This window comes from Burkholderia sp. Bp9012 (assembly GCF_003853825.1).
GTDB lineage: Bacteria > Pseudomonadota > Gammaproteobacteria > Burkholderiales > Burkholderiaceae > Burkholderia > Burkholderia diffusa.
Map to the genome: position 1 here is coordinate 389,227 of NZ_QTQA01000002.1, position 15,551 is coordinate 404,777.

A 15,551-nucleotide genomic window follows, 5' to 3' on the forward strand; every position below is an offset into this window, starting at 1 on the left:
AGTTGGGCGGCGTGCGCCGCCGAGGGAATCCCGCAATTCTAGCATTCGCGGGGCTGGCGGCCGGCGCGCGCGTCGGCCGCGAACGGGCGCGGATTACCGGGGGCCGCAGGTCAGCGGTCCGATCCGCGGCAGCGTGCCGTCGTCCGGGCGCCGGTACGCGAATTCGACGGCGCAGTCGCGGCCGCCGCCCGAGATTTCGAGGTGATTGTTCTGGACGAGGCCGTCGACGAAGGTCAGGCCGTCGTAGCCGACGATCGTGCGCTGGCCGCTTTCGACGTGGCGAACGTCGAGGCCGGGCGGCAGCGGCGTGCCGTCCGTCGCGCGCAGCGTCTGCGCATCGATCACCGCGACGATGAGCTTCTGAGCTGCTTCAATCGCGCACGAGCACGACCAGCTTGAGGTCTTCGCGGTGCGCGGGCTTCAGCGTGATCTGCTGGTACACGAGCCGGCCGTCGGCCGGATGGTCGAACTCGCGCAGGCCGCCTTCGCGCTCGAACACGTCCTGCGACGCCCAATACTGCGCGAATGCATCGCTGCCGGCCATCAGCGCGTCGATCAGCGCGCGGGTCGGCGCATCGGCGAGGTGGCGGATCGAGTCGGCGCGGAATTCGGCCGCGAGCCGGCGCGCGCGGGTTTCCCAGTCGACGATCAACGTGCGCGCGGCCGGCGCCATGAACGTGAAGCGCAGCAGGTTGCGGTCGTGCTCGCCGTCGAGCCAGCCCGTGAACAGCGCGGCGGCCGGCGCGTTCCATGCGAGCGCGTTCCATTGCCGGTCGAGCACGTATGCAGGCGTGGCGATCGCGGCGACGGTCGCCGCGAGCGTGGGCGGCAGGTCGCCAGCCGCGACGTCGGGCTCGGCCGGATCGCGCTGCGCGGCCAGTTCGAACAGGTACGCGCGTTCGGCCTTCGACAGTTGCAGCGCGACGGCGATCCGCGCGAGCGCATCGGCCGACGCCGACACCGGGCGGCCCTGCTCGATCCACGTGTACCAGGTCGGGCTGACGCCGCACAGCTGCGCGACTTCCTCGCGCCGCAGCCCCGGCGTGCGGCGGCGTGGGCCGGGCGGCAGGCCGACGGCCTGAGGCGACAGCCGTTCGCGATGCGCGCGGATGAATTCGCCGAGGGCGCGGGCGGGCGTGGCGTCGAGCGGCGGGGTGGGGGCGGAGGACGGCTGGTTCATGCGGAAACGGCTGAAACGACAAAAAGGGGCGCGCGACGCGCGGCGTAGATCGGGCCGGAAATCAGGCAGGTGTAACAAATACCAGAATAACTGCTTAACTTGTACTGGTACAAGCGCGGCCCTATTGTAGCGATTCGCGCGCTGGCAGGCAGCGGGCGTCCCACCCAACGAAGGAGCGAACGATGAAACACCACGACCAGGTCGCCGACGCATTCGGCACGACGGCCGCCGCCTACCTGACGAGCACGGTCCACGCGACGGGCGCCGATCTGCAGGCCCTGGCAGACGCCGTGCGCGCGACGCCCGACGCCGCGGTGCTCGATCTCGGTTGCGGTGCGGGCCATGCGAGCTTTGCGGTCGCGCCGCACGTGCGCGACGTGGTCGCCTACGATCTCGCGGCGCCGATGCTCGCGACCGTCGCCGCCGCCGCGCGCGAGCGCGGGCTCGCGAACGTCCGCACGCAGCAGGGGCCGGCCGAACGGCTGCCGTTCGAAGCCGGCACTTTCGACTGGGTAATCAGCCGGATGAGCGCGCACCACTGGCACGACGTGAGCGCTGCGCTTGCGGAGGTGCGTCGCGTGCTGAAGCCGGGCGGCCGCGTGCTGATGATCGATATCGCGGGCAACGATCATCCGCTGCTCGACACGTATCTGCAGGCCGCCGAAGTGCTGCGCGACGCGTCGCACGTGCGCGACTACCGTGCCGACGAATGGCTCGCGATGTTTCGCGGCGCCGGGTTCGACCCACACGTGCAGAGCCGCTGGCGCCTGCCGATCGATTTCGACACATGGGTCGAGCGCATCCGCACGCCGGCCGACAGCGTCGCGGGCATCCGCGCGCTGTGGGCGCATGCGCCAGACGAGGTGCGCGGCTACTACGCAGTGCAGCCGGACGGGTCGTTCGAGCACGATGCGCTGCTGATCGACGCGCAATGAGCGTATGGGGCGACACGGCGGCCGGCGCCGTCGTGCCGTTCCATGAGAAAAAGCCGCGATACGCGTGGTTGCGTATCGCGGCTTTCGTTTTGCGGCGCGCGTTTCGCAACGCCGGCGCGGCGCGGAGCAGGCCCGCGCTGCGCACGGATCAGCCCGTATTGCGCAGGCCGGCCGCGATCCCGTTGATGGTCAGGTGAATCCCGCGGCGCAGCCGCGCGTTCGTGTCGCCCGCGCGGTGACGCTTGATCAGCTCGACCTGCAGGTGGTTCAGCGGATCGAGATACGGGAAGCGGTTCTTGATCGAGCGCGCGAGCAGCGGGTTGGTCGCGAGGCGGCCAGCGTGCCCGGTGATTTCCGCGAGCGCCTGCGACGTGCGCTCCCATTCCGCGACGATCCGCTCGAACACGTGCTTGCGCAGCTTGCGGTCGGCGACCAGCTGCGCATAGCGCGACGCGACCGCGAGATCGGTCTTCGCAAGCACCATGTCCATGTTCGACAGCAGGTTCGCGAAGAACGGCCACGTCTTGTTCATCTTCTTGAGCAGCGTCAGGCGCTTGGTGCGTTCGGCCGCGTCCGGCGCGCCGTCGAGATACGCGCTCACCGCGCTGCCGAAGCCGTACCAGCCCGTCAGCAGCAGTCGGCACTGGCCCCACGAGAAGCCCCACGGAATCGCACGCAGGTCTTCGATCCTGCGATTCTTCGGATCCTGCAGCTTGCGCGAGGCCGGGCGGCTGCCGATGTTCAGCTCGGCGATCTCGGTGATCGGCGTCGACGAGAAGAAGTAGTCGGTGAAGCCGGGCGTTTCATAGACGAGCGCGCGATACGACGCCATCGCGGCATCGGACAGCGTCTGCATCGCGGCTTCGAACGCGGGTAGCTGCGCGGGCGCGTTCGATTGCGGCAGCAGCGACGCCTCGAGCGTCGCGGCGACCACGGTCTCCAGATTGCGCCGGCCGATCTCGGGGTTTGCGAACTTGCTCGCGATCACCTCGCCCTGTTCCGTCAGGCGGATCTGGCCGTTCACGGTGCCCGGCGGCTGCGACAGGATCGCCTGGTAGGTCGGGCCGCCTCCGCGGCCGACCGTGCCGCCGCGGCCATGGAACAGCCGCAGCGTGATCTTGCGTTCGCGGAACAGGTCGACGAGCGCGAGCTCCGCGCGATACAGCTCCCAGTTCGATGTCAGGAAGCCGCCGTCCTTGTTGCTGTCCGAGTAGCCGAGCATCACTTCCTGCTCGGCACCCTGGTGCGCGATCAGCGCGTCGATGCCAGGCAGTGCGAAGTATTCGCGCATGATGCGCGCGGCGTCGCGCAGGTCCGGGATCGTCTCGAACAGCGGAATCACCATCAGGCCATTGCGCGCGCTGTCGTGAGCGGCGCCGAATGCGCCTTCGAGCAGCCCGGTTTCCTTCTGCAGCAGCAGGACTTCGACGAGGTCGCTGACCGTCTCGGTGTGCGAAATGATGTAGTTGCGTACCGCACGCGGGCCGAACTGCGCACGCACCTCGCGTGCCTTCTCGAACACGCCCAGCTCGCTTTGCGCGAGCGCCGAGTATTCGATGTACGGCGAGCGCAGCGGGCGCGGATCGGCCAGCGCGGCAAGCAGCGCGATCAGCTTGTCGTCCTCGGAGAGCGACGCGTAGTCCGCATGTACGCCGGCACGCGCGAACAGCTCGGCGACCACGGCTTCGTGGATGTCGGAGCTCTGGCGCAGGTCGATGCTCGCGAGATGGAATCCGAACACTTCGGCCGCGCGCACGAGCGGTGCGAGGCGCGGCGCGGCGAGCGACGTGCCGTGGTGTTCGTCGAGCGAGGCGGTCAGCACCTTGAGGTCGGCGACGAAGGCTTCGGAATCGGCGTAGGGCACCGCGCGCACCGGCGGCGCGCCGCGGCCGGCGCTGCGCACCGGCACCGTGCCTTCGCCCAGTCGGACGCGCGCGCTTGCGGCGAGCCGTGTGTAGATGCCGATCAACGCACGGCGATACGGTTCGTCGACGCGGTGCGGCGACTGGTCCGGCGACGCGGCCGCGAGCGCTTTCACGGCGTCGTTCGCGCCGACCAGCAGGTTCGACACCGACAGCTCGGCGCCGAGCTTGTGCACCTGTTCCAGATAGTGTTCGAGAATCACCGCGGACTGGCGGTTGATCGCTTCTTCGAGCGTCGGGGCGGTCACGTTCGGGTTGCCGTCGCGGTCGCCGCCGATCCAGCTGCCCATCTGGAAGAATGCGGGCACGCGCGCGGACAGGCCGTGCTCGGCGAGCGCGGCCTCGATGTCGCCATACAGCGCGGGCAGTTCGTCAAGGAACGTCGCGCGGTAGTACGACAGCGCGTTCTCGATCTCGTCGCCGACCGTCAGGCGCGCGTCGCGCAGCATGCGGGTCTGCCACAGCGCGGTCACGCGTGCGCGCAGCATCGATTCGTTGTACGAGCGTTCGCGCGCCGTCAGCGGCTGGTCACGCTCGGCGAGCAGGCGCGCGATGTCGTGCTGCGCGTCGAGGATGCTCTTGCGCTGCACTTCGGTCGGATGCGCGGTCAGCACCGGCACGATCAGCGCATCGTCGAAGAAGCGCTGCAGCAGGCGCTTCGACGCGTTGCCGGTCGTCTTCAGCTGCTCGAGCGCGTACGCGACGGTGCCGGGCTGTGCCGCGGATCCGGCCAGCGCGTGGATGCGGCGGCGGCGGTTGTGATGGCGGTCTTCCGCGATGTTCGCCAGATGCGAGAAATAGCTGAACGCGCGCACGACGCTCACCGTCTGCTCCGGCGTCAGCTTGCGCAGCTTCTTCTCCAGCGTTTGTGCGGCCTCGCTGTCGTCCTCGCGGCGAAACTTCACCGCCGTCTGGCGAATGGTCTCGACGACGTCGAACACGGTGTCGCCTTCCTGTTCGCGCACGACGTCGCCGAGCAGGCGGCCGAGGTAGCGGATGTCCTCGAACAGCGGACCGTCCTTGTCCTCGCGCGTGCGGGCGCCGGGCTTCGCCGCGCCGGCCTTGCGGGCAGCCGGGCCGGCGGCCTTGGTCGCGCGTTTTGTCTGACGTATCGGGTCTTTCGGTTTCGTTGCCGGTTTCGCACGGCCGTTCGCGGCGGTGGCGATGGAGCCCGTCTGGGCGTCGGAGGAGGGCAAGGCAGCATTGCGGCGCGCCGTACGCGCCGATCCGGAAGACTTCACGATGGGTTTCCTTGGGAAAGCTCGAGTCAAAAGGGACTGCGGGGACTACGGAAACTACGGGAACTGCGGTCAAGCAACCAGCTACGTGCGGCACATCCGCGCATCGGTGTCGCCGCCGGCGCCGAAGCGCGGCGGGCGCAGGCGCCGGGCCCGGGCGGGCCGGGGCGTGCGTGCTACCATTGTTCGATCTTCAATCCCGTCCTTCGATTGTTCCTGCAATGAATTCCGAGATCTCTTCGGCACAATCCCCCGTGACGCTGACGATTGCCTCGCGCGAGAGCCGCCTGGCGATGTGGCAAGCCGAACATGTGCGTGATGCGCTGCGCAAATTATATCCAGCTTGTGACGTGAAAATCCTCGGGATGACGACCCGTGGCGATCAGATTCTCGATCGTACGCTGTCGAAGGTCGGCGGCAAGGGCCTGTTCGTGAAGGAGCTGGAGAATGCGCTCGCCGACGGTCGCGCCGACCTGGCCGTGCATTCGCTGAAGGATGTGCCGATGGCGCTTCCCGACGGCTTCGCGCTCGCCGCGATCATGGAGCGCGAGGATCCGCGCGACGCGTTCGTATCGAACGACTACGCGTCGCTCGACGCGCTGCCTGCCGGTGCGGTCGTCGGCACGTCGAGCCTGCGCCGAGAGGCGATGCTGCGTGCGCGTTATCCGCACCTGAACGTGCTGCCGCTACGCGGCAACCTCGACACGCGCCTGTCGAAGCTCGATCGCGGCGACTATGCGGCGATCATTCTCGCGGCCGCAGGCCTGAAGCGCCTTGGCCTCGAAGCGCGAATCCGCGCGCTTATCGGTGTCGAGGACAGCCCGCCGGCCGCCGGCCAGGGCGCGCTCGGCATCGAAATTGCCGCGCGTCGCACGGACGTGGCCGGATGGCTCGCGCCGCTGCACGACCCGCGGACCGCGCTCGCGGTCGAGGCCGAGCGGATGGTGTCGCGCGCGCTCGGCGGCAGCTGCGAGGTGCCGCTCGCCGCCCACGCGGTGTGGCGAGCGGGCGAGTTGTACCTGACGGGCCGCGTGTCGACGACCGACGGACAGCGCGTGCTGACCGCCGAGGAGTGCGGTGCCGTCATGACCGTCGCCGATGCGGTCGCGCTCGGCCGCGCGGTGTCCGACGAGCTCGAGGCGCAAGGCGCGCGCGACATCGTCAACGCACTGCTCGCCGGCTCGCAGGCCGGCAAGGGCGACGCCTGATGGCGGGCGGCGCGCGCGGGTTCACCGCCGTCCTGACGCGCCCGGACGGCCAGTCGGCCGCGCTTGCGGCCCAACTGGCCGAGGCCGGTTGCGACGTGCTCGAATTCCCGCTGATCGACATCGCGCCGGTCGACGATCCGGTGCCGCTCGACGCCGCGTTCGCGGCGCTTGGGCGTTACGCGCTCGTGATCTTCGTGTCGCCGAACGCGATCGACCGCGCGCTCGCGCAGTACGGCGCGATCTGGCCGAATGCGCTGCCGGTCGGCGTCGTCGGCCCCGGCAGCGTCGCGGCGCTCGCGCGCCACGGCATCGCGGCGCCCGCGCATCGCGTGATCGCGCCGCAGGCGCTCGCCGATGACGGCGTCCCGCATTACGATTCGGAACACCTGTTCGCGAGCATCGAGGCCGCGTTCGGCGGCGCGCAAGCGCTCGCCGGCCAGCACGTGCTGATCGTGCGCGGCGACGGCGGTCGCGAATGGCTCGCCGAGCGGCTGCGCGAAGCCGGCGCGGAGGTCACGCTGGTCGCCGCGTACCGGCGCGTCGTGCCCGAGCCGCGCATCGGCGCGTGGGAGCGCGTGCATGCGCTGCTCGCCGGCGCGCCGCACGCGTGGCTCGTCACGAGCTCGGAGGGCGTGCGCAACCTGCACGAACTCGCGCGCACGCATCTGAATGACGCCGAGATCGAGGCGCTGAAGCATGCGCCGCTCGTGACGCCGCACCCGCGCATCGAGCAGACCGCGCGCGCACTGGGTTTTGATAGGATTACGCTGACCGGCGCGGGCGATGAGCGCATCGTCCGCGCGTTTCGAACGATGGCCGACGAGGCCGTCCAACCGGCGACAGCCGCACCGGTGACTAAACGCATGACAGATACCAACGATTCCAAAGGCGTCGCTTCCCAGCCGGCCGCTGCATCCGCACCGCCGTCCAGTCCTCCTTATCTCGCGTCCGAACCGCATGCGCGCCGCGGTGGCAGCGCGGCGCTGTGGTTCGTCGTCGTCGTGCTCGGCTGCGCGGCGGGTGTGGGCGGCTATGCGCTGAACCGCAAGGTCGACCGGCTCGACGATTCGTTCGTCGCGCGCCAGAAGGCGCTTGATGCGCAGACGGCCGAGACCCGTACGAAGACGGAGCAGGCGCTCGCGAGCACGCATCAGGTCGACACGCAGCTCGCGCAGCTCGACGGCAAGCTCGCCGACGCGCAGAGCGCGCAGCAGGCGCTGCAGCAGCAATACCAGGACCTGTCGCGCAACCGCGATGCCTGGATGCTCGAGGAAGTCGACCAGATGCTGTCGAGCGCGAGCCAGCAACTGCAGCTGACGGGGAACACGCAACTCGCGCTGATCGCGCTGCAGAATGCCGATGCGCGCCTCGCGACGTCGCAGAGCGCGCAGGCCGTCACGGTGCGCAAGGCGCTCGCGCTGGACATCGAGAAGCTGAAAGCCGCACCGTCGGCCGACCTCACGGGCCTCGCGATCAAGCTCGACGACGCGATCGCGAAGATCGACGCGCTGCCGCTGTCGGGCGAGGCGATCGTCCCGCACGCGGCGCCGAAGGCCGTGCCGGCCGATACCGCGTCGTCGGCTGCTGCCGTGGCCGGCGAGCCGCGCTGGAAGGTGTGGTGGCATGACTTCTCGGCGGGGCTCGGCCAGCAGCTGAAGGGCCTCGTGCAGGTGCGCCGGATCGACAACGCCGACGCGATGCTCGCATCGCCCGACCAGGGCTACTTCGTGCGCGAGAACGTGAAGCTGCGCCTGCTCACCGCGCGGCTGTCGCTGCTCGCGCGCAATGACGGCGCGATGAAGGCCGACCTGCATGCGGCGCAGGCCGCGCTCGGCAAGTATTTCGACCAGGCATCGAGGGACACGCAAACCGTCGAGGATCTGCTCAAGCAGGTCGACGGCGCATCGCTGACGGTCGCCGTGCCGAACCTGAACACGAGCCTGAACGCCGTTCAGCAGTTCAAGAGTCGGGGGTAACGATGACGCTTCGAGGAATCGTCTGGCTCGCGATCCTGTTCGCGATCGCCGCGGCACTCGCCACCGTCGGCCATTTCGACGCGGGGCAGGTGCTGCTCGTCTATCCGCCGTACCGGGTCGACGTGTCGCTGAACCTGTTCGTGATCTCCATCGTCGTGTTGTTCATCGTCGTGTACGCGCTGCTGCGCATCGTGCGCAACATCTGGCGCATGCCGCAGCGGGTCGCCGCATATCGTGCGCGTTCGCGCAACGAGAAGGCACAGGCGTCGCTGCGCGATGCGATCGCGAACCTGTACGCGGGCCGCTTCTCGCGCGCCGAGAAGGCCGCGCGCGACGCGCTCGCGGTCGATGCGAACCAGGGCGCCGCAAGTCTCGTGGCGGCGACCGCCGCGCACCGGATGCACGAGTACACGCGCCGCGACGACTGGCTGTCGAAGGTCGACGCGCCGGAATGGCAGGATGCACGGCTGCTCGCCGCGGCCGACATGCGCGCGGATGCGCGCGATGCCGACGGTGCGCTTGCAGCGCTGGCCGACCTGCAGGCGGGCGGCAAGCGCATCCATGCGCAGCAGGTCGCCCTGCGCGCGCAGCAGCAGTTGAAGAACTGGGCCGAGGTGCTGAAGCTCGCGAAGGCGCTCGAGAAGCGCGAGGCGCTGCATCCGGCTGCGGCCGTGCGGCTGCGCCAGCAGGCGGCGGAGAATCTGCTGCGCGAACGCCGGCATGACCCGGACGCGCTGCTCGAGGTGTGGCAGTCGCTGTCGCCGCTCGAGCGCCAGTCGCCGCGCCTGGCCGATCTCGCGGCCGACTTGCTGGTGACGCTCGAGCGCCGCACCGAAGCGCGCCGCATCGTCGAGGACGCGCTCGCGCACAACTGGGATGCGCGCCTGCTGCGCCGCTATCCGGATACGGCCGGCGGCGATGCGTTGCCGCTGATCCAGAAGGCCGAAGGGTGGAAGAAGGATCACCCGGACGATGCCGACCTGCTGTTCGCGCTCGGCCGTCTCTGCCAGCAGCAGCAGCTGTGGGGCAAGGCGCAGTCGTTCCTCGAAGCCGCGTTGAAGCAGGCCGACAACGAGGCGCTGAAGGTGCGTGCGCACCGCGCGCTCGCACGCCTGTTCGAGCATCTTGGCGAAACCGACAAGGCGGCGAAGCACTACCGCGAAAGCGCGCTCGCGATCACCGTGGTCTGACGCGGCGGTGCTTGCCCGCCGCGCGTAAAAAAGCCCCGAACGCCAAGCGGCCTTCGGGGCTTTTTCATGCATTGCCCTGCGGCAGGCACGTCGTCACGTGCCGCGTCACTTGTCGACGAGCCGCTTCGGCACCGACAGCGCGAGCAGCCCGCCGAGCACGAGGAACCCGGCGAGCATGTACATGCCCGCGTCGTTGGCGCCCGTGACCTGCTTGAGCCAGCCCATCAAGTACGGGCTCAGGAAGCCCGCGAGGTTGCCGATCGAGTTGATCATCGCGATGCCCGCTGCGGCGGCCGCACCGCCGAGGAACGCGGTCGGCAGGCTCCAGAACAGCGGCAGCGTCGTCAGGATGCCCATCGTCGCGAGCGTGAGGCCGAGCATCGCGAGCGCCGTCTGGTGCGCCCATATCACCGACAGCACGAGCCCGAGCGCGCCGAACGCGGCCGGAATCGCAAGGTGCCAGCGTCGTTCGCGCCGCTTGTCCGCGCTGCGCGCGATCAGAATCATCGCGACCACCGCCGCCGCATACGGAACCGCCGACAGCAGGCCGATCATGAAGGTGTCGGTCACGCCGGTCGCCTTGATGATCGTCGGCAGCCAGAAGCCGACGCCGTACAGTCCCATCACGAACGAGAAGTAGATGAGCGCCATCAGCCATACGCGCGGGCTCGCCATTACCGCGCCGAGCGGCAGGTCTTCCTTGGTCGCTTCCTCCGCGTCGACGTTGCGCGCGAGCAGCGCCTTTTCGTCGTCGGTGAGCCATTTGGCCTTCGCGATCCGGTCGTCGAGCGCGAAGAATACGAGCACGCCGGCCAGCACCGACGGGATCCCTTCGAGCAGGAACAGCCATTGCCAGCCGTGCCAGCCGCTCACGCCGTTGAACGCCTTCAGGATGAAGCCGGAGAGCGGCCCGCCGATCACGCCGGACAAGGCGACTGCCGTCATGAAGAACGTCGTCATCCGGCCGCGCCGGTGCGCGGGATACCAGTAGGTGAGGTACAGGATCACGCCGGGGAAGAAGCCGGCTTCGGCGACGCCGAGCAGGAAGCGCATCACGTAGAACATCGCGGGCGTCGTGACGAACATCGTCAGGATCGAGATCACGCCCCACGTCGCCATGATGCGCGCGATCCAGACGCGCGCGCCGACCTTGTGCAGGATGATGTTGCTCGGCACTTCGAACAGGAAGTAGCCGAAGAAGAAGATCCCGGCGCCGAGCCCGTAGACCGTGTCGCTGAGATTCAGGTCGCTCGCCATCTGCAGCTTCGCGAAGCCGACGTTCACGCGGTCGAGATACGCGACCACGTAGCACAGCAGCAGGAGCGGCGTGAGCCGCCAGGACACCTTGCGATAGGTTGCTTCCTCGAATGCGCCGGACGAGCCCGGCAGCGACTGCGTCGATGTTGCCATGTTGTCTCCAGTTCTTGTCGTTGTCCGGAGCCGGCGCGTCGGCGCCCGATCCGGTCGTGCGAAGCAATGATGATGCTTGGATGCGGCGCCGGCCGGCGATGCCGGTGCACGCAATTACGACGGTGCGGCTAGATGCAGCGCCCGCCGTCGACTTCGAGGCAGACGCCGGTGATGAACTCGGCTTCGTCGGACGCGAGGTACAGCGCCGCGTTCGCGATGTCCTGCGGCGTCGAGAAGCGGCCGAGCGGAATCGTCGCCAGGAACCGGCGGCGATTCTCCGGTGTGTCCTCGCAGCCCATGAACTCGGTCATCAGGCCCGTCTCGCCGAGCACCGGGTTGACGCAGTTCACGCGGATACGGTCGGCGCCGAGCTCGGCCGCGAGCGACTTGCTCGCGGTGATCATCGCGCCCTTCGTGCTGTTGTACCAGACGAGGCCCGGGCGCGGCCGCACGCCGGCCGTCGACGCGACGTTCACGAACACGCCGCCGCCCTGGGCGCGGAAATAAGGCACGAACGTCTGCACGCTCCAGAACAGGCTCTTCATGTTGACGGCATACACGCGGTCGAACTCGGCTTCCGTCACGTCGAGGACCGGCTTGTTGCGGTGCGTGGTGCCGGCGTTGTTCACGACGATCTGCACCGAATGGAAATCGTCGAGCGCGGCCTGGAGCAGTGCGCGCCAGTCGGTGTCCTTCGACACGTCGCCCGCGACCGCGATTGCCTTGCCGCCCGCCAGCGCGATCTCACTCGCGACGCGCTCGGCCGCCGCGCCGTTCAGGTCGTTGACGACGACGTTCGCGCCTTCTCGTGCGTAGGTCTTCGCGATTCCCTCGCCGAAGCCTGAACCGCCGCCCGTGACGATGGCCGTCTTGCCGCTCAGCCGCATGATGTGTCTCCTGTGTTGGAATCGTGCGTGGTATTTCGGTGCGCGGCCGGTCGTGGCCGGCCGCGTGTGTCTGGTTCAGCCGTGCCGGATCGCGATCGTCTTCAGCGCGGTGAAGCCGTATAGCGCCTCGAAGCCTTTCTCGCGACCATGCCCCGAGTGGCCGACGCCGCCGAACGGCAGCTCGACGCCGCCGCCCGCTCCGTAGTTGTTGACGAATACCTGCCCCGCGCGCAGGCGGCGCGCGAGACGCAGCTGGCGTGCGCCGTCGCGGGTCCAGATGCCCGCGACGAGGCCGTACGGCGTGCCGTTCGCGAGCGCAATCGCTTCGTCTTCGTCGACGAAACGCATTGCGGCGAGCACCGGGCCGAACACCTCCTCCTGTGCGAGGCGGTGCGACGGCGGCACGTCGCGCAGCAGCGCGGGGGCCTGGTAGAAGCCGCTTTCGGGCGCCTCGGCGACGACCTGGCCGTGCGCGGCCATCGGAATGCCGTCGTGCTGCGCGTCGGAGAGGAAATCCCACACGCGCTGTTGCTGCTTCGCGTTGATCAGCGGGCCGCAGTCGAGATCCGCGCGGCTCGGGCCGACCCGCAGCCCGTTGAAGGCGGTGGCGAGCCGTTCGACGAGCGGCTCGTAGACCGCGCGCTCGATCAGCACGCGGCTGCCGGCCGAGCAGGTCTGCCCGCCGTTCTGCACGATCGCCGACACGAGCACGGGCAGCGCCGCGTCGAGATCGGCGTCGGCGAACACGATCTGCGGCGACTTGCCGCCGAGCTCGAGCGTGACGGGGACATGGTTCTCCGCGGCCATCTGCGTGACCAGCTTGCCCGTCGCGGGCGAGCCCGTGAACGAGATGTGGTCGATGCCGGGATGGCGCGCAAGCGCGGCGCCGGCTTCATGGCCGTACCCGGTGACGACGTTCAGCGCACCGGAGGGCAGCCCGGCTTCGGCGGCCAGCTCGGCCACGCGCAGCACGGACAGGCACGCATCCTCGGCCGGCTTCACGACGCATGCGTTGCCGGCCGCGAGCGCCGCGCCGACGCTGCGCCCGAAGATCTGCATCGGGTAGTTCCACGGCACGATGTGGCCGGTGACGCCGTGCGGCTCGCGCACCGTCAGCACCGTGTATCCGGCCTGATAGGGGAGGGTCTCGCCGTGCAGCTTGTCGGCGGCGCCCGCGTAGAACTCGAAGTAGCGTGCGAGCGCGGCGGCGTCGGCACGCGCCTGCTTCAACGGCTTGCCGGTGTCGCGCGCCTCGATCGCGGCGAGTTCCTCGAGGTGGTCGGCGACGCGCGCGGACAGCCGCATCAGCACGCGGCCGCGCTCGGCGGCGCTCGCCGCGCCCCACGGGCCCGAGAACGCGTCGCGGGCCGCGGCGACCGCGCGCTCGATGTCGGGCGCGGTGCCGCGCGCGATCGTCGCGAATGGCTGGCCGTCGGATGGGTCGACGACCGGAATCGTCTCCAGTTGCGCGGGCAACGTCCATTCGCCCGCGATGAAGTGCTTCGCCTCTTCCATGCCTGCTCCTGTCGACCCGAGTTAGCGCTTTAGCGCTTACTCGGGTCCCATGCTTCGCGGTCGATCCGAGTTAGCGCTTCAGCGCTTACTCGGGTCCCATGCTTCGCGGTCGATCGGACTTGGCGTTTCAGCGCTTGGTCCGGTCCCATGCAAATCTGTCGGTGCTTCAGCGGTTACCCGGATTCGATGAACGTCGCCCGTGGTTCGGCGGCCGGACATCCGGAACGATTATCGCGCCGATCGTCATCCGGACGCCACCGGTCGATTGGCTATAATGGCGCATTCCCTGCGGGGACGCCCGCGGCGGTGCATCGGCCGCGGCGCCCTGTCCTGAATTCCCATCGACCAACAGAGAGCGCTATGAGCTTCAATCATGTTCCGGCCGGCAAGGACCTGCCGCACGATTTCAACGTGATCATCGAGATCCCCGCGCAAAGCGATCCGGTGAAGTACGAGGCGGACAAGGAGCTGGGTCTCCTCGTCGTCGACCGCTTCATCGGCACGGGCATGCGCTACCCGGTGAACTACGGCTACATCCCGCAGACGCTGTCGGGCGACGGCGATCCGGTCGACGTGCTGGTGATCACGCCGTTCCCGCTGCTGGCCGGCTCGATCGTGCGTTCGCGCGTGCTCGGCATGCTGCAGATGACCGACGAATCGGGCGTCGACGCTAAGCTCGTCGCCGTGCCGCACGACAAGGTCTGCCCGATGACGGCGAACCTGAAGTCGATCGACGACGTGCCCGAGTACCTGAAGGACCAGATCAAGCACTTCTTCGAGCAATACAAGGCGCTCGAGAAGGGCAAGTGGGTGAAGGTCGAAGGCTGGGCCGGCATCGACGCCGCGCACAAGGAAATCGCCGACGGCGCCGCGAACTACAAGAAGTAAGCCGGCAGGCCGGCCTCGCGGCCGGTTCGTTCGGAACGCAAGCCGCGCGTGTCTCCTCAGGAGGCCGCGCGGTTTTGTTTTGCGCGCGGGATGGCGCGTGCGAGGGTTTTCTTGCGCGCCGCAGCGGGCTGGGCGCCCGCACTTGCCGCCGTCTTCGCACGTTTCGCTTCCGTTGCGCGGCGTGCGGGGGCAACGGGGGGCGCGACGGCCTCGATGATTTCGGCGGCGCCCCTCCTTGCCGACGAACGCCCGCGCGCCGGGGCGGAAGCAGGGGCGGCGCGTCCGTCCGCGGCGGGCTTGCCGCCGGTTGCCGCCGCTTTCCGTTTCGGCGATGCGTTCGTGACCGGCTTGCCCCGTTTTGTCGGCGTGCCGCGCGAGGCGGTCTTTTTCCCGTCCGTATCGTCGGCGGTCCTGGCACGTTTCAAGGCGACAGGCGAGGCTTTTGCCGACGTTGGTGCCGTTGCGGCTCGGGCGTTCTTCGGGGTTTTCGCGGCCCCGGGCTTTTTTCCGGCAGTTCCGCTCTTCGCGGCTTTATCGCGAGCCTCTTTGGTTTCGGCCAGCTCGTTCGCAATGTCGGCGCGCTTCACCTTCTTCCTTCCGCGTGTGCCGTCCTGCGGCTCGGCGGCGTCGACGTTTCCGTCGAGCGACATCCCGGCCGGCAACACCGATTCGAGCGTCCTGATCCCGGCCGCCAGCTCGCGTTTCTGCGCGGCCGTGAGCCGCTTCACCCAGTACTCGGCGCGCGATGCGATCGACCGGTCGGGCAGCGGGAACGATGCGAGCACGGCGCGCGGCTTGCGCGAGCGCGTATAGCGCGCGCCCTTGCCGGACGCATGCTCGTCGAAGCGCGCGGCGACGTCGGTCGTGATGCCCGTGTAGACGCTGTCATCGGCGCACTCGATCAGATACAGAAACCAGGACATGGGAAGGCGGCGGGATGCGAAGCCGTCAGTGTCTCAGAAATGGCGTGCGTCAACGCCACCGATCGCCGTGACCGTCGCGCAAGCGGCTCGTCGGCTGGACGAAGATTGCGCCGCAGCCGGGCGAGGCGCGCACCGTCAGCATCGCGGTGCCGGCGCAGCGCTTCGCGGCCCGGGATGCGAATGCGCACGCGTGGCGGATCGGTGCAGGCCGTTACGGGCTGTCGGCGGCCGCGTCGTCGCGCGACCCGCGGGCGGTGACGCACGCCGCGCACTGAAGAG

General features: G+C 69.0%; 11 protein-coding genes and 2 pseudogenes. 6 read left to right on the forward strand and 7 right to left on the reverse strand.

Features of this window, described 5'->3' with window-relative positions:
- Positions 1-93: 93 nt before the first annotated feature.
- Together DIE11_RS04040 and DIE11_RS04045 are read right to left on the reverse strand one after the other, a co-directional pair.
- Positions 94-327, reverse strand: a pseudogene (locus DIE11_RS04040) (FimD/PapC C-terminal domain-containing protein); the annotation flags it as partial.
- Positions 328-370: 43 nt separating this feature from the next.
- A complete protein-coding gene (locus tag DIE11_RS04045) occupies positions 371-1,180 on the reverse strand; it encodes a helix-turn-helix transcriptional regulator (protein ID WP_011657642.1) in 810 nt (269 codons plus the stop codon).
- 182 nt (positions 1,181-1,362) lie between these two features.
- Here DIE11_RS04045 and DIE11_RS04055 point away from each other — a divergent pair, with 182 nt between their 5' ends.
- Positions 1,363-2,115, forward strand: a complete 753-nt coding sequence (locus tag DIE11_RS04055; protein WP_124621639.1) for a class I SAM-dependent methyltransferase — start codon at positions 1,363-1,365, stop codon at positions 2,113-2,115.
- Between the two features lie 148 nt (positions 2,116-2,263).
- Here the strand turns inward: DIE11_RS04055 and ppc are convergent, their stop codons facing one another.
- Positions 2,264-5,278, reverse strand: coding sequence for a phosphoenolpyruvate carboxylase (ppc, locus tag DIE11_RS04060; RefSeq protein WP_124621641.1), 3,015 nt, complete (start codon positions 5,276-5,278; stop codon positions 2,264-2,266).
- A gap of 218 nt (positions 5,279-5,496) precedes the next feature.
- Here ppc and hemC point away from each other — a divergent pair, with 218 nt between their 5' ends.
- The 3 genes from hemC to DIE11_RS04080 are packed head-to-tail and all read left to right on the forward strand — an operon-like array spanning position 5,497 to position 9,649.
- Positions 5,497-6,483 (forward strand): hydroxymethylbilane synthase, encoded by a 987-nt coding sequence (gene hemC / locus DIE11_RS04070; protein WP_059680466.1) that lies wholly within the window; start codon positions 5,497-5,499, stop codon positions 6,481-6,483.
- On the forward strand, positions 6,483-8,459 hold the full coding sequence (gene hemDX / locus DIE11_RS04075; protein ID WP_124621645.1) for a fused uroporphyrinogen-III synthase HemD/membrane protein HemX: 1,977 nt from the start codon (positions 6,483-6,485) through the stop codon (positions 8,457-8,459). Before hemC ends, hemDX begins: the two co-directional genes overlap by 1 nt.
- A gap of 2 nt (positions 8,460-8,461) precedes the next feature.
- A complete protein-coding gene (locus tag DIE11_RS04080; protein ID WP_124621646.1) occupies positions 8,462-9,649 on the forward strand; it encodes a heme biosynthesis protein HemY in 1,188 nt (395 codons plus the stop codon).
- A gap of 105 nt (positions 9,650-9,754) precedes the next feature.
- On the opposite strand, the gene DIE11_RS04085 is transcribed toward DIE11_RS04080, so the two are convergent.
- The 3 genes from DIE11_RS04085 to DIE11_RS04095 all read right to left on the reverse strand — a co-directional run bounded on the left by DIE11_RS04085 (position 9,755) and on the right by DIE11_RS04095 (position 13,461).
- A complete protein-coding gene (locus DIE11_RS04085; protein ID WP_124621648.1) occupies positions 9,755-11,059 on the reverse strand; it encodes an MFS transporter in 1,305 nt (434 codons plus the stop codon).
- Positions 11,060-11,187: 128 nt separating this feature from the next.
- A complete protein-coding gene (locus DIE11_RS04090; RefSeq protein ID WP_124621650.1) occupies positions 11,188-11,946 on the reverse strand; it encodes an SDR family oxidoreductase in 759 nt (252 codons plus the stop codon).
- A 75-nt stretch (positions 11,947-12,021) separates the two neighbouring features.
- Positions 12,022-13,461 (reverse strand): aldehyde dehydrogenase family protein, encoded by a 1,440-nt coding sequence (locus tag DIE11_RS04095; protein ID WP_059603720.1) that lies wholly within the window; start codon positions 13,459-13,461, stop codon positions 12,022-12,024.
- 360 nt (positions 13,462-13,821) lie between these two features.
- On the opposite strand from DIE11_RS04095, the gene ppa reads away from it, so the two are divergent.
- The gene (ppa, locus tag DIE11_RS04100) at positions 13,822-14,349 is read left to right on the forward strand and encodes an inorganic diphosphatase (protein WP_011885693.1); all 528 of its coding nucleotides are present in this window, start codon (positions 13,822-13,824) and stop codon (positions 14,347-14,349) included.
- A 56-nt stretch (positions 14,350-14,405) separates the two neighbouring features.
- Here ppa and DIE11_RS04105 read toward each other — a convergent pair whose 3' ends face one another.
- Positions 14,406-15,272: a GIY-YIG nuclease family protein gene (locus DIE11_RS04105; protein ID WP_124621652.1), complete on the reverse strand. Its 867-nt coding sequence runs from the start codon at positions 15,270-15,272 to the stop codon at positions 14,406-14,408.
- Between the two features lie 80 nt (positions 15,273-15,352).
- Here DIE11_RS04105 and DIE11_RS04110 point away from each other — a divergent pair.
- Positions 15,353-15,547 (forward strand): annotated as a pseudogene (locus DIE11_RS04110) (fibronectin type III-like domain-contianing protein); the annotation flags it as partial.
- Between the last annotated feature and the right edge of the window lie 4 nt (positions 15,548-15,551).

What these genes read in the sequence shown, in the direction of transcription:
- DIE11_RS04045 (WP_011657642.1), bottom strand. Translation starts at nt 1,180, where the DNA reads ATGAACCAGCCGTCCTCCGCCCCCACCCCGCCGCTCGACGCCACGCCC.
- DIE11_RS04055 (WP_124621639.1), top strand. Translation starts at nt 1,363, where the DNA reads ATGAAACACCACGACCAGGTCGCCGACGCATTCGGCACGACGGCCGCC.
- hemC (WP_059680466.1), top strand. Translation starts at nt 5,497, where the DNA reads ATGAATTCCGAGATCTCTTCGGCACAATCCCCCGTGACGCTGACGATT.
- hemDX (WP_124621645.1), top strand. Translation starts at nt 6,483, where the DNA reads ATGGCGGGCGGCGCGCGCGGGTTCACCGCCGTCCTGACGCGCCCGGAC.
- DIE11_RS04080 (WP_124621646.1), top strand. Translation starts at nt 8,462, where the DNA reads ATGACGCTTCGAGGAATCGTCTGGCTCGCGATCCTGTTCGCGATCGCC.
- DIE11_RS04085 (WP_124621648.1), bottom strand. Translation starts at nt 11,059, where the DNA reads ATGGCAACATCGACGCAGTCGCTGCCGGGCTCGTCCGGCGCATTCGAG.
- DIE11_RS04090 (WP_124621650.1), bottom strand. Translation starts at nt 11,946, where the DNA reads ATGCGGCTGAGCGGCAAGACGGCCATCGTCACGGGCGGCGGTTCAGGC.
- DIE11_RS04095 (WP_059603720.1), bottom strand. Translation starts at nt 13,461, where the DNA reads ATGGAAGAGGCGAAGCACTTCATCGCGGGCGAATGGACGTTGCCCGCG.
- ppa (WP_011885693.1), top strand. Translation starts at nt 13,822, where the DNA reads ATGAGCTTCAATCATGTTCCGGCCGGCAAGGACCTGCCGCACGATTTC.
- DIE11_RS04105 (WP_124621652.1), bottom strand. Translation starts at nt 15,272, where the DNA reads ATGTCCTGGTTTCTGTATCTGATCGAGTGCGCCGATGACAGCGTCTAC.